Source organism: Cytobacillus purgationiresistens (assembly GCF_030813235.1).
GTDB classification, from domain to species: Bacteria; Bacillota; Bacilli; order Bacillales; family Cytobacillaceae; genus Cytobacillus; species Cytobacillus purgationiresistens.
The window spans coordinates 1-13,557 of sequence record NZ_JAUSUB010000005.1 but is presented as its reverse complement, the minus strand read 5'-3'; the positions used below and the strand labels follow the sequence as shown (position 1 = coordinate 13,557).

At 37.3% G+C, this 13,557-nt stretch carries 11 protein-coding genes and 3 pseudogenes; 9 read left to right on the top strand and 5 right to left on the bottom strand.

Annotation, left to right across the window (positions count from 1 at the left end):
• Positions 1–26: 26 nt before the first annotated feature.
• The 4 genes and pseudogenes from J2S17_RS07080 (at position 27) to J2S17_RS07065 (ending at position 3,839) form a co-directional block, all read left to right on the top strand.
• The gene (locus tag J2S17_RS07080) at positions 27–755 is read left to right on the top strand and encodes an acetoacetate decarboxylase family protein (protein WP_307473289.1); all 729 of its coding nucleotides are present in this window, start codon (positions 27–29) and stop codon (positions 753–755) included.
• Between the two features lie 26 nt (positions 756–781).
• Complete coding sequence (locus J2S17_RS07075) at positions 782–1,540, top strand: SDR family NAD(P)-dependent oxidoreductase (protein WP_307473287.1); 759 nt, start codon at positions 782–784, stop codon at positions 1,538–1,540.
• Positions 1,537–2,280, top strand: coding sequence for an SDR family NAD(P)-dependent oxidoreductase (locus J2S17_RS07070; protein ID WP_307473285.1), 744 nt, complete (start codon positions 1,537–1,539; stop codon positions 2,278–2,280). Before J2S17_RS07075 ends, J2S17_RS07070 begins: the two co-directional genes overlap by 4 nt.
• Before the next feature lie 128 nt (positions 2,281–2,408).
• A pseudogene (locus J2S17_RS07065) lies at positions 2,409–3,839 on the top strand (IS4 family transposase).
• 129 nt (positions 3,840–3,968) lie between these two features.
• Here the strand turns inward: J2S17_RS07065 and J2S17_RS07060 are convergent.
• Positions 3,969–4,127 carry a hypothetical protein gene (locus J2S17_RS07060; protein WP_307473283.1) on the bottom strand — a complete coding sequence of 53 codons (159 nt, stop codon included), beginning with the start codon at positions 4,125–4,127 and terminating at the stop codon, positions 3,969–3,971.
• 435 nt (positions 4,128–4,562) lie between these two features.
• Here J2S17_RS07060 and J2S17_RS28825 point away from each other — a divergent pair, with 435 nt between their 5' ends.
• Positions 4,563–5,042 (top strand): IS110 family transposase, encoded by a 480-nt coding sequence (locus J2S17_RS28825; RefSeq protein ID WP_370874972.1) that lies wholly within the window; start codon positions 4,563–4,565, stop codon positions 5,040–5,042.
• An 871-nt stretch (positions 5,043–5,913) separates the two neighbouring features.
• Here J2S17_RS28825 and J2S17_RS07050 read toward each other — a convergent pair.
• Positions 5,914–7,218, bottom strand: a complete 1,305-nt coding sequence (locus J2S17_RS07050; protein WP_307473280.1) for a uracil-xanthine permease family protein — start codon at positions 7,216–7,218, stop codon at positions 5,914–5,916.
• A gap of 184 nt (positions 7,219–7,402) precedes the next feature.
• Here J2S17_RS07050 and J2S17_RS07045 point away from each other — a divergent pair, with 184 nt between their 5' ends.
• The 3 genes from J2S17_RS07045 to J2S17_RS07035 all read left to right on the top strand — a co-directional run bounded on the left by J2S17_RS07045 (position 7,403) and on the right by J2S17_RS07035 (position 10,213).
• Positions 7,403–8,377 carry an aromatic ring-hydroxylating dioxygenase subunit alpha gene (locus J2S17_RS07045; RefSeq protein WP_307473278.1) on the top strand — a complete coding sequence of 325 codons (975 nt, stop codon included), beginning with the start codon at positions 7,403–7,405 and terminating at the stop codon, positions 8,375–8,377.
• Positions 8,378–8,667: 290 nt separating this feature from the next.
• Positions 8,668–9,870 (top strand): M20 metallopeptidase family protein, encoded by a 1,203-nt coding sequence (locus tag J2S17_RS07040; protein WP_370874971.1) that lies wholly within the window; start codon positions 8,668–8,670, stop codon positions 9,868–9,870.
• Positions 9,871–10,069: 199 nt separating this feature from the next.
• Entirely contained in the window at positions 10,070–10,213 is a 144-nt protein-coding gene (locus J2S17_RS07035) for a hypothetical protein (protein WP_307473276.1), read from the top strand.
• A 156-nt stretch (positions 10,214–10,369) separates the two neighbouring features.
• On the opposite strand, the gene J2S17_RS07030 is transcribed toward J2S17_RS07035, so the two are convergent.
• From J2S17_RS07030 to J2S17_RS07020, 3 genes and pseudogenes are all read right to left on the bottom strand, one after another.
• The gene (locus tag J2S17_RS07030) at positions 10,370–10,768 is read right to left on the bottom strand and encodes a RidA family protein (protein ID WP_307473275.1); all 399 of its coding nucleotides are present in this window, start codon (positions 10,766–10,768) and stop codon (positions 10,370–10,372) included.
• A gap of 476 nt (positions 10,769–11,244) precedes the next feature.
• Positions 11,245–12,468 (bottom strand): annotated as a pseudogene (locus J2S17_RS07025) (DDE-type integrase/transposase/recombinase).
• Positions 12,451–12,657 (bottom strand): annotated as a pseudogene (locus J2S17_RS07020) (IS3 family transposase); the annotation flags it as partial. The pseudogenes J2S17_RS07020 and J2S17_RS07025, both read right to left, overlap by 18 nt.
• A 556-nt stretch (positions 12,658–13,213) precedes the next feature.
• Between J2S17_RS07020 and J2S17_RS07015 the strand changes: the two are divergent.
• Positions 13,214–13,557, top strand: a 344-nt coding sequence (locus J2S17_RS07015) for a collagen-like domain-containing protein (RefSeq protein ID WP_307473273.1), incomplete at its 3' end; no start/stop codon positions are given.

The window sequence follows — 13,557 nt, the reverse complement described above, 5'->3', positions numbered from 1 at the left end:
GTAATCATGAAATGAGGGTTTTCATTATGATAAAAAAATCTACGAGTATGCCAGTGCATGCACCGTCGTTTCCAGATCCATTCGTTCCTTACGAAAGTCCTGATTATGTCTCACTATATGCAGTAGTTGAAGTAAACGAGGAAGAATTGAGACGCATTCTTTCTTTTACAGAATTTGAATACGTAAGCAATCAAGCAGTGATTTCTGTAACAGATTTCAGCAATTGTGATAAGTTATCTTATATGGATTGTGCAATAGTCGTCCCTATAAAATATGGAGATAAATATGGCGGATATTACATTTATGAATACGAAAACAATGATGCTGCAATATCAGCAGGAAGAGAGCTTTGGGGATATCCCAAAAAATATGCAGATATTACTCTGACGGAAGAGAATGGAGTCTACTCCGGAAAAGTAAAAAAAGATGAAAAGGTATTTTTAGAACTAACATCAATATCTTCAGAAGAGGCAGTAAAAGTTGAAGAACCGAAAATAACACCTCATCTGAATATTCGGATGATTCCGAATCCAGGTGGAGGACCATCGGTTAGACAAATTATCGAGAGAGATACTTCACCTGATTTCAAGCTAAAAGACAAGCTTCATTTTGATGTTCAACTTGATATTCAATCTACAAAATTTGAGCCACTTGAATTGTTAAAACCGTTGAAAATACTTGGTGGAGGCGTTGTGAAAGGAGACTTTTATGCTACTGAAGAAAATGGATGGGGTAAGATTATATCTAAATCATAAAGAAAAAGATGGTAGAGGAGATGTCAGTGGATTTTACCGAAAAAGTTGTAATAATAACAGGTGCTGCAGGAGACATTGGACGAGCAACAGCTAAAGCCTTTTCCGCAGAAGGTGCCAACCTTGTTATGCTAGATCAAAATTATGAAGCATTATTAGAAGTAGCTAACCAACTAAAATTAACCAAAGAAGACACCTTAATGATGAAAGTAGATATTACTTCAGAATGTGAAGTAAGTAATGCTTTTCAAGCAGTATTAGAAAAGTTCGGAAGAGTTGATGTATTGTTCAATAATGCAGGAATATCTGGAAAAATGCAGCCATTTGAAAAGATATCCTTAGCGGAATTTGAAAAAACATTGAAGATCAATGTATCTGGCGTATTTCTCGGCATAAAATACGCATTTCCAATTATGAAAAAACAGAAATACGGATCTATTATTAATACTTCATCGGATGCTGGTGAAAGAGGAACGGGTTCATTAAGCGACTATATCGCTTCCAAACATGCGGTTAATGGATTAACAAAAGCAGCTGCAATAGAGGGCGCCCCTTTTGGATTACGTGTAAATGCAATAAGTCCTACTTCAACAAATGGAAGTATGATGAATACAATTATGTCGAATATCGAAAGCAAGGAAGATGGATTTTTCTTAAAAAAAATACCTCTAGGACGATTTGGGGAGGTAGAGGAAATTGCACAAGTCGTCTTGTTCTTAGCATCTGATCGGGCCTCATTTGTCACTGGCAGTTCTTATCGAATTGATGGAGGAAGGTTAAGTATATGAGTATTCTTCAAAATGAGGTTGCTGTTATTACAGGTGCAGGTTCTGGAATTGGGAAGCAAGTGGCTAAACTATTTGCACAGGAAGGAGCCTCTGTAGTATTAGTGGATAGAACTTCAATTGTGGAAAAAATCACTAAGGAGCTAATAGCAGATGGAAAAGTGGCGATGTCTATCCTATGCGATGTAACGAAAGAAAATGAAGTGGAAGAAAGCTTTGAAACAGTCATGAAACAATTTGGAAAAGTGGATATCGTCATTGCCAGTGCGGGAATTGATCAAATAAGTCCGCTTCATGATACTACACTGTACCAATGGAAAAGTGTCCTTGATGTAAATCTTACGGGTGTTTATTTGACGAATAAATTTGCCGTAAAATGCATGCTCACGAATGGACAAGGCAGTATCGTCAATATTTCATCAATTTTAGGTCATGTAGGTCAAAAAGATATTACGTCTTACGCAGCATCTAAAGGTGGGGTTACAAACCTGACAAGAAGTATTGCCGTCACGTATGCAGATAAGGGGATTCGTGTGAATGCAGTTTGCCCTGGATATATTGAAACGAATTTATTAAAAGATTTAAATGATGATATGCGAAAAGAAAGAATCCAGAGACACCCTATGCAGCGTATGGGGACGGCAATTGAAGTAGCTGAAGCGTGTCTTTTTTTGGCTAGTAAAAAAGCATCTTTCATTACAGGTACTAATCTAATGGTAGACGGAGGCTATACTGCTCAGTAAGTCTTTATTCGATTCCTTACTATAGGGGTCCCTACCACATGCTCATCAAGCTAACCAAACAAGCTTCCCCCAAAATGAAAAAAACGTTATTCTTTCAGTAAAATACTTGAAAAGGATGACGTTTTTTCATGGACCTCTCGCTTTCTGAAGAATTACATCTATTCTCACAAGAATTACAACGCTATCTATCTCCAATCGTCCTTCAAAAAATCGCTAAACAGGTTGGTTTTGTACAGCGATCTAGTAAGTACAAAGCAGATGAACTTATCGCCCTTTGCGTTTGGCTCAGCCAAGAAGTCGCCAGTATATCCCTTACGCAACTATGTAGTCGGTTAGAGGCTTCAACGGGTGTACTCATGAGTCAAGAGGGACTCAATCAACGCTTTAATTCAGCAGCTGTCGACTTCCTCCGAAAAGTCTTTACTTCGCTCCTAACACAGAAACTTTGTGCGACACAATCGCTATCTTCACACATGAATTCTGCTTTTAAACGTATTCGGATTTTGGATGCGACAGTGTTTCAGCTGCCAGATGCCTTCGCAAGAGATTATCAAGGTTCAGGTGGTAGTAGTCAATACAGCAGGTGTAAAGATCCAATTAGAATACGATTTACTGAGTGGTCAATTTTTAAACGTGCAGCTAGGGCCAGGAAAGAACAATGATAAAACATACGGTACCATCTGGCTTGAAACCGTAGAGGCGGGCGTTTTATGTTAGCGTGATCTTGGTTACTTCGATTTAGGAGAATTACAAGCCATTCATGATAAAGAGGCTTACTATATCTCGCGGTTGAAGCTGAATACACGCATTTATATTAAAAAACCTGAGCCAGAATACTTCAAAAATGGCACGTTAAAAAAGCAAACAGAATACATCCAGCTTGTTATGACACAAATGATGTCTGGTCTAACCCCTGGTGACACGATGGAAATACCCGAGGCATACATTGGCAAAAATCAGAAGCTTTCAGCACTTGTCATTATCCATCGTTTAACCGACGATCAAACGCAAACACGCCTGAAAAACCAAGCGATACGTGAAAAGAAGAAAGGCGTTATCATGAAAGATAAAAGCAAACGTTTAATGGGCATGAATGTATATATCACGAACACGTCGCTAGAAGAAATACCGATGAACTACGTGCATTCATTGTATTCACTTCGTTGGCAGATTGAAATTTTGTTCAAAACGTGGAGTCATTCTTTGAAATTGATGAATGTAAAAATATAAAAAAAGAACGCCTAGAGTGCCATTAATATGGACAACTCATTGGCATTCTCCTCTGTTCTTCTACAATGTTTCAAATGCGACAGCTTCTGCTTGAAAGGAAAAAGCAGGAGTTGCGTGAATACAAAGCGATTTATAGGATTAAAGATTACTTTCCGTTATTGTTTCAAGCAATAGCAGTTGGCACAGAAGAACTTTTGGAAGTTCTGCATCGTCTTTATCAGCTACTCAAAAAGAACGGTCGTAAATGTCATCGGTATAAGAAAAAGACCGTCTTTGATATTCTAGGGATTGTGAACGAAACGACAGTAAACCATAGACAAGCTGCCTAGTGAAAAATCGTATTTTAATAGGCTTCTTTGACATGCCTGCTTTTCCATCACTCGCTCGTTTTGAAACAAGAATTATTTCGTATCTAGTCAATTACGTCTTTAGCTTGATGGGCATGTGGTAGGACCCTATTAATCTTTCTTGGTTCTAACAAATAAGCCCGCAACAAAAATAATTCCAATTCCAATAATTTTCAGAATTACATTGCCAATATTACCGATCTGATCAATGTTTAAAGCTAATAAGAAAGCTCCAAACAAAATTAATAGAATAGCAAAAAACCACCTCAAATTATTAAACCCTCCTTAGTTCGTCTTTTATTAAGGTTGATGTGTATTTTTTTATTTTTTTACTTTCAAATTTAATGTTACCATAATATCCTATAGGGATTTCAAACTAATTTTTCCAGTTAGGTTCTCGCCAATATTTCGGAAATTTTGTACGGTAAGCAATTTTTAATTGAACTTAGTGTTTGATTATTTTTTGCATCAATAAGATGTATTTTTGTTATAATGCAACTTCTCATAGCAGCGAAAAAGCCGTCTAGCAACAGACGGCTTTTTCTATTGTCTTTGAAGGGGCTAAAGCCCATGAATCTGGACTAAATAGGGGTATCACCAAGGGTCCCTACCAACAAAACGAAGAAATACGTTTTGTTGGCAGGGACCTTAGCTTGTATCCCTTAAAAATATAACGCAATGCGGGGGCCAAGGTACATCTGAGAATTGTACATTATCTATTTATTTACCTATGCTGGTTTGCGCGTTAATGAAACTCGGGGAGAATTAGAGCAGTTCCTTATTTTTATTAAGGAGATTCAATCACTTACTGGGGAATTACCAGTCATTATTTTAGAGTCAACAAGTCATTATCATACGCCAATCATACAATGGTTAGTAGAGAATCAAATACCTTATGTTTTATTAATATCCCATTATTTCTTATCAGACAAAGCAATCGAGTTAAGAAAGGTAAAGACAGATGCATTCGATGCATATCAATTAGGAATCCTCTACTATAAAGAAGAATTTGAACCTCATAACACGAGAGAATTACAGCTTTTAAATCTACGAAACTTAGCTCGCCAGCAAGAAATTATAACGAATATGCATGTGGAAGCCAAATTAAACTTTCATACGATTCTGGGTCAAGTATTTCCAGAATATCGGGGGGATTTGGGGTTTTATTTTCATAAGTATCATTAACTGTATTAAAGGATTTCCAGACATCAGAGAAGATCCTATGTAAAGGTGAGCTGGAATTAGCCATTTTTATAAAAAAACATTGTTCGAGGCGTTCTCTTGAATGGGCGACGAAACGAGCTAAAAGGCTGATTCGGCGTCTCAGAACCCTTTTCAAACCATTCTGTTCAAAGTCATTTGATGAACCTTAATATGTATATAGATATTCTATTTCATTACCAAGGATATCTTTCGGATTTAGAGAGACATATCATACCCTTGCAAATGAAAGAGTTGAATATAAGATAATCCAATAAAATCCCTTGAATTTGAGAAAAGATCACTGCAACGATCTTTTCAGAAATAGGGGAAATTGAACGGTTTCATCACCCTAAAAGTTGGTAGCCTACGCTGGTTGATCCGAGTGCATGTTCACAGCAACCACATATCGTATAACGAAACGTGGTTCCAGTAGGCTAGCTAAGACATAGTATATATCTGGCGGTGTTATGCTGAATAAGGAGCTTTAGAAATAAGAACCTCAAAGGATTTTACGACAAGAAAAGATTAGAAGGCAAGCCTTCAAAAGTTGTGATGGTTGCTTGTGTAAATAAACATCTTCATTGGATATATGCTTTATTAAAAAAGCTTTCTTGATATAGTCTAGGAAGTTTCTATTATCCATAAGATGAAAAACCTTCCAGCAATTATGGAAGGCTTATTTGGTATGGATAAAAACAGTATATTATAGAAAAATGAATAATATATTGACAACCTATTAGCTGGTTTAGTGGTAAAATATAACTCAAAAGAGGACCTTTTGGGTCCTCTTCTTTTAACCTTTTAGAACATTGCCGTTTGTTAAACCAAAGTCAGCTCCTATTTGAATGCCATTTTATTTCCCTTTAGGAATGATTAGATTTAAGATGACTGTTGCTAAGGCACCGACTGTAATACCTGATGATAATAAGTAATTCACCCAATCTGGTGCGCTATATAAAACTTCTTTCGGCAAGAGTGTCGTACCAATGGTTAATAAAATTGGAACCCCAATAACCATCATATTGCGATCATCAATCATAATTGGCTGAATTACCTTCATTCCATTTGTCACAATTGCCACACACACGATTCCGAAAATCCCATTAATAACAGGTTCAGGGATACAGGTAATCAAAGTCGAGAGCTTTGGAATGAGCCCAAGTCCAATAAGAATAACCCCCGAAGCCATGATGGCTAATCTGCTTGCTACACCAGTGATGGCAAGTAATCCTGCATTGGATGAGTAGCCAGTCATTGGTGTACTTCCTAAAAGAGCCCCGGTAAGACAACCAAGGCCCTCTCCAACGGATGCTCGATTTAAGCGTTTGTCATCCAGTTCTTTACCTGTGACAGTTGAGACAACAAACCACGTTCCAGTCGTTTCAATTAATATAATAAGATAGACAAAAACAATCGTAATAATTGCACCGATATCAAATACTGGTGGGCCAAATGGGAAAAGCGTTGGCATAGAAAACCAAGCTGCATCTTTAACAGGCGAAAAATCAACAGTCCCCAAAAAGCTAGCTGTAATAGTTCCGGCGACAATCGCAATGATAACTGAAATTAAACGAAAGAAGGTACCAATTCCATGCATCCTTCGTCCAAGCAGCATACAAATAATTAAAACACTAGCAGTTACAGCTGCCACAAATATATTATCAGTTATATTTCCCTCAGCATGAAAAATATTATTTAACCCTATAGGCATTAAAGCAATTCCCACAATAATAATGACTGTACCACCGACGAGAGGAGGAATGATTTTTCTGACCGTTTTTGCAAACCATTTTAGCGGATAACCTAGAAGAGCAACAATAATAGCCCCTGGAATTAAGCTACCTGCAATCGCCCCAAGTCCCAGTTTCCCTCCAATAGCTGCAATAGCCCCGATAGGAACATAGGAGGGACCTTGTACAACAGGAAGTTTAATCCCAAAGCCTGTCTGTATTAAAGTAGCAATTCCTGTAGCAAGAAAACACATTTGGATAAAGAAAGCAGTATTTTCTGTACTTAATGCAAGAAGTCCAGCAATAATAATAGGTGCAATATATAAATCCATTGCTAGCACATGTTGTAATCCAAGTATAAAGGCTTTGCTATAACTGATTTTATCATCGACCCCAATGATAATACCGTTTTTTTCTTTCTGCTCCAATTTGATTTTCCTCCTTGATGTTCGTATTTTATTCGTAATTAAGTAGATTATATTAAATAAAATCATTTTTGTACATATAAAACGAACAATATAAACGTGGTTATATTTATTATTCGTTTTTTTGTTGACCGATTGCTGTCACGCGATTAGAATGAAGGTGGATAATTAAGCTGGAGGAGATTAAATGATTCAAGATAAAGTGCTACAAGAAGAATGGATAGTTGCCTGTCGTTCTCAAGATGTGAAAGAGAAGCCTATTCAAATTGTTCTGATGGGGGAACGTTTGGCTCTCTTTAGAAATAGTAAAGGCGTTCATGCTTTCAAGGATTTATGCATTCATAGGGGTGCGGCTCTATCACTTGGTGAAGTGAAGAATGATTGCCTTGTTTGTCCTTATCATGCATGGAAATACGATGATAACGGAAATTGTGTACACATTCCCCAACTGCCTGAAGGAAGAGCGATTCCTAAAAAAGCAAAGGCTGTTTCCTATTCCTGTATTGAAAAATACGGCTTTATCTGGGTTAATTTAAGTAATAATCACCCGGAGATTTTTAACTATGAAGAAATGGAAAATGCTCAATACCGCAACGTCATATGGGGTCCGCAAGAAGTGCAAGCGAAACCGCCTCGTATCATTGAAAATTTTCTTGATGTCGGTCATTTAGCAGTCGTCCATGAAGGATTCCTGGGGTCTGAGACACATCAAGAAATTCTAGATTACCGGGTAAATAAAGTGGACAACCGAATTTTCTCAGACGAAATTGCCATTTATCAACCGGATCCTGATGGTTCAGGAAAACCGAAATATGTTTATTATACGTACGAGATCATTCGTCCTTTAATAGTTAAATTCACAAAAAGAGATCGTGAAAATAATACAATGATGACGATTCTTTTAACCGTCCGTCCTGTAGATGAAGATAAATCTATCGCATACGGAATTTTATCTTTTGATTATGATACCGGACTTACCGATGAAGAAATTGTAAAGTTCCAAGACCATATTTTCGCGCAAGATAAGCCTGTTGTCGAAAACCAAAAGCCAGAGGAGCTCCCGTTGGACTTACAAGTAGAGCTTTCGCTCGTATGCGATCGGATGAGTATTGCGTATCGGCAATATTTGAAAGAACTGGGTGTTGTTTTAGGAACATCGTAGGAGAGTACTTAACTCCGTCCTCGATGCATTTCATCCAGCCTACGTAAAACAAAATAATAAGCTTAAGAAAGGAGCTTGTTTTAGAAAAGGCATTTTCTAAAATAAGCACCTTTTTTTTGAGAAGTTGGTGTTAGTCAGTTCCCCACGGTTATAAAAGTCTCATTTTTTGTGAAATCACTCAATGGTTGTTGTATTTTGAATATTATAAAATTTATATTGATTATAAAATCTTTTCCAAATAGACTTGTAATTAAGAAATAACTAATATTTCATCATTAGGGGGATTATTTGTGGTTGAAAATGTAGTTAATTTGGAAAGTTTGGTCAAGAGTATGAATTCTCAAGTTGTAAATTGGCGTCGGCATCTTCATGAAAATCCAGAACTATCGTTTCAAGAGATAAAAACTTCTAAGTTTGTCTATGAAACACTTGAATCTTTTGGAAATTTCGAATTATCACGACCTACAAAAACAAGTGTCATGGCTCGATTAATTGGTACTAACCCCGGCAAGGTCCTAGCCTTAAGAGCGGATATGGATGCTCTGCCAATTCAAGAAGAAACAGGTTTGCCGTTCTCTTCAAGAAATAGTGGTGTCATGCATGCTTGTGGACATGATGGTCATACGGCTATGCTGCTAGGAGCTGCCAAAGTGTTGTCAACATTAAAAGAACATATAAGTGGGGAAATTCGTTTTTTCTTTCAACATGCTGAGGAATTGATCCCTGGGGGTGCACAGGAAATGGTAAAAGCCGGTGTCACAGAGGGAGTAGATGGCGTCATTGGTCTTCATCTTGCTTCCCAAGAGCCATTAGGACATTTTGGCATTATATACGGTCCTGCGATGGCTGCTGCTGATACATTTGATGTTTTAATTCAAGGGAAGGGAGGACATGCTTCTAGACCACATGATACCATTGATCCAGTTGCAATAGCCGTGCAGCTTATAAATGGAATCAATCAATTCATCTCTAGAAAAGTAGATTCTTCTCAGCGTGTTGTCTTATCGGTGACAAAAATTCAAGGCAGTGACGCACATAATATCATTCCAGATTCCGTTACCTTTGGAGGCTCCATACGTACATTTGATCCTGAAATACGAAAGCAAATTCCAATATGGATTGAAAAATATGTGAAAGGGTCGACCGAGGCTAATGATTGCTCCTACCAAATGAAATATGAATCTGGTTATAGTTCGGTTGTAAATGAAAAATATATTACTTCACTGGTAGAACAAACACTCGTTGAAGAGTTCGGAAAAGAACAATGCAACAGTGCAGAGCCAGTAATGGGAAGTGAGGATTTTTCAGCTTTTTCTAATGAAGTCCCTGGATGTTTTGTGTTCCTAGGTGCTGGAAGTGAAGACAACGAAGAAAATTATCCACATCACCACCCCAAATTTATGATTAAAGAGGAAGCGTTGGAATTAGGTGTTATATATTACGTCAAAACTGCATTAAACTATCTTAACGACTACGAAAAAGTTAATCAATAGTAATAATTCTTACTTTATCGTTTAGTATCCTCGCTATTTTTAGTTCTAACAGGATTAAAAATAGCGAAGAGACACTTTTTGCTTTATTTTTATAGTTTACTTTGGAATTCTAATCGTTATAACAGTCCCCCATCCAAATTTACTTCTAATTTTTAGTCCGTTTTCTTTTCCAAATATTAGTTGGATCCGCTTATGCCTAATGGAAAACAAAGGAGAGGTGTACGCCATATATGAAGATGAAAGTCCTCGAATTCCATTTGCAATAGAAGAGATGGCTAAAGATAGTAGAAAAATTATATTTATCGTAACCGGGGCCATTTTCATTCAGAAGGGCTTATTGTAAAAACGGGGCAGGTTAGCACAATTATAACTGTTAGGTTGTCGTGGTGAAAAATCTTCAAAAAGAGCACTCTCCTTGTTCAAGAGAGGCACCCGATTGTTGAAATAAAAAACCATGAACTAATTCGTTCACGGTTTCGATGAAGTGTGGTTGAAAAACTTACATTTTTGCAGCCCAAATTTCAATTTCAATTTTTATTTCAGGTAAGCCTAATTCGACAATATATCCAATTGTCATTGCCGGATAATCAGTGTCGAACAATTTATCCCACTCTGAATAGAAGAAGTTCCAATCTATTTTTTCTGTTGACCAAACATTTACCTTTATTATGTTTTCACTCTTTAGTTGTTCAGATCCCAATACTCGTTTTATATTCGTAAATGTATTGCTCACTTGCTCATTAAAGTTTGAGGGAATATGTCCGTTTAAATCTAAGCCAATTTGACCTGATGTTACAAACAAATCTGATCCTTTGGGAATCTTTGTAATATGTGTATAGTTCCCAACCGGTGCTGGCATATCTAGTGGGTTTGACCTTGTAATTTTTCCGTTCGTCATTTTATTACCTCGCCATTTTAATTTATTCTGCATTTCAAATAGAACATCATTTGGACAAACTTCACCAATTTAATGACTTCTAGAAAAAAACAGCAGTTGAGTACCCATATCCTAATGACAAAAAGTTAAGTATTTTTTTCTTCATGATTTGGACACTCCTTTCCTTAAAAATGACAAATGTAAGATTATTATTATCATAACATAATCAACTGTTGTACTCAACAATCTGATCCCTTAGTTTAATCGATATATTTGCTTATATTAGGCTAGGCGTGAATTTTGCATATTGTACTATAGGGACGTTAAATAAAGGGTTGCAGCCAGCAGCCTTTTTTATTCGACTAAATCAGCTAATAGTTTGTCAATATTTTTCATTAAAATCTAGAATTTTTTGATGATATACTGAAAAAGGGCTTACGAAATAACCTTCCGTCATCTAATTGGAAGGCTTTTCGTTATATAGCTAGATATTGTTTCTATGCTATATCTTGGAAGGGTGTTTTGCTTTTTAATAGTGCAACAATCCAATGTAAGAGCTTATTCACACAAGCGATTACAGCTACTTTAAAAGGCTTCCCTTTATCACGTTTTTTATCAGAACTCTCGTAATTTCTTATTATGAGGAATGGTTTCATCGCTTGTTTTTTGACGAAGCCTACTTGCCCCTCTTTTAGTGTGGTGGCTGTAAACTTATCAGATTTACTTGGATCAACCCCAGCGAAAGCTACTAGCTTTATAGGATTAGTAAATCGATCTATCTCTCCAATCTCTGAAATGATCGTTCCAGCGATCTTTTCTCCGATACAAGGAATAGATTTGATAATATTATATTCTTCAACTTCTTTAGCGAGGGCATCTATCTCAGACTCTAACTTGGATAGGTGCTCTTTGTATTGAAGAATGTTTTATATACATACCAAGAATTAAAATATGACGCTGATAAACCGTCTTTTCAAACGGGTTTCGGTTGTTGCGTCCTTGAGCTGATTAGCTTTTTCATTAGCCCATCTATATGAACGACTTGTTAATTCAGCGATTTTATCGTTACAGTTTCTACACTTTGCCTTTAATATATCTTCAGATGAGGGAAATTCTGACAGAGTTAAGAGTGATATACTGAATATAAGTCACCAAAAACCCCTCTCTATTCGGGGAAGACCTAGTCTAGAATGGCTTGAAATTGAGGTTTTGTTTGAATCCATGCCCCCGTTATATTCTTGTGCTGTCTTGTAAGATTTCGAAGGTTTAAAAGTTGAACTCCTCTCTTTTTATACGGTTCTAAATCCTCATTATTAAACAGCTCGCGGAGATGGTAAGCATCGACCGCAACTTTCTTTACTTTCCGCCAGACTTGAACTTTTAGCCTTATAAGAAATCAATGGATTAATGCAAAATAAGACAGGCTTTGGCTGTTGGACAGAAATGGCATTGTTTAAAGCATGTAAAACAAGATCAGTCGTCATGGATCGAGAGAAAGAATATCCGATGCTTTTTTTAGAATGCAGGTCTAAAACCGAAGCTAAATAACACCAACCATCTTGCAAAGAGTGGATATAGGTGATGTCGGCCACCCATTTTTCATTCAATTTAGATGTAGAAAAATCCTGTTGTAGAATGCTCTCACTACCTTCAATCGGTTTCTTGTTTGATTGTGGACAGAATGTTTTGATCGTAATTGAATAAATTTCCGCCTTTCTCATAATCCGTTGAACTCGTTTAAGACTAATTGAAAACCCTGCTTTTAATAGAAGAAAGTGAATCTTAGGGGCTCTATATCGCCTTTTACTCTCTTGATGAATCAATTTAACCTGTTCAAGAAGGAGCTGGTTTTCCAAGTCACGTGCCGATTCCTTTTTATTCAGTGACTGATAATAAGTACTTCTTGGCATGTCCATTACGTCGCACATGACCTGAATGGGAAACCCTTCTTTTTGATTATAAATCAAGTTTGTTAGCTCGGTGTCAGTTACTTTCTGGCGAATATGGCCATAGCCTTTTTTAAGATTTCAATTTCCTGTTTCATTCGAAGGTTCTCTTTTTGGCTATTAGCTATGTCCTGTGGTGTGAAACTATTTTCCTCGCCATTCACAGGGGGTCAGGGCTTTAATCCATTTATATATTGTGACTTCAGATACACCATATTAACTACTTTATGTACTCACCGAGCTACCAGTGTGATAAAGTTCAACAACCATTTTTTAAAAATCATCGTTATATTTACGATTGTTTTTTGATTCCATGTCGGACACTTCCTCTCTTATTTTTATAATAGAGAGTTAAGAGTTAACTAAATGGTATCCATGAAACTATACCATTATTTGAAAATTGGAGGATAAGAAATGTTTGTTGAAATGAATTAGACTAATTAATCAGGCACAGATGTAACAACTGAATACAATAAGTTAGAATATGTAAATTTATAGTGGGAAGGGGGTGGATTTATTTATGTTATATCATGATAAAAAATGTATTAAGAGTAATCGACGAAAAAAATGCAACAAAAAACATCGATGCAATTGTTGTACTGGAGCAACCGGTGTAGCAGGACCTGCCGGTGCAACCGGAGCAACCGGTGTAGCAGGACCTGCCGGTGCAACCGGAGCAACCGGTGTAGCAGGACCCGCTGGTGCAACCGGAGCAACCGGTGTAGCAGGACCTGCCGGTGCAACCGGAGCAACCGGTGTAGCAGGACCCGCCGGTGCAACCGGAGCAACCGGTGTAGCAGGACCTGCCGGTGCAACCGGAGCAACCGGTGTAGCAGGACCCGCTGGTGCAACCGGAGCAACCGG

Bases quoted from the DNA above. Each gene is read 5' to 3' on its own strand.
- J2S17_RS07080 (WP_307473289.1), top strand. From the start codon at position 27: ATGATAAAAAAATCTACGAGTATGCCAGTGCATGCACCGTCGTTTCCA.
- J2S17_RS07070 (WP_307473285.1), top strand. From the start codon at position 1,537: ATGAGTATTCTTCAAAATGAGGTTGCTGTTATTACAGGTGCAGGTTCT.
- J2S17_RS07045 (WP_307473278.1), top strand. From the start codon at position 7,403: ATGATTCAAGATAAAGTGCTACAAGAAGAATGGATAGTTGCCTGTCGT.
- J2S17_RS07035 (WP_307473276.1), top strand. From the start codon at position 10,070: ATGGAAAACAAAGGAGAGGTGTACGCCATATATGAAGATGAAAGTCCT.
- J2S17_RS07030 (WP_307473275.1), bottom strand. From the start codon at position 10,768: ATGACGAACGGAAAAATTACAAGGTCAAACCCACTAGATATGCCAGCA.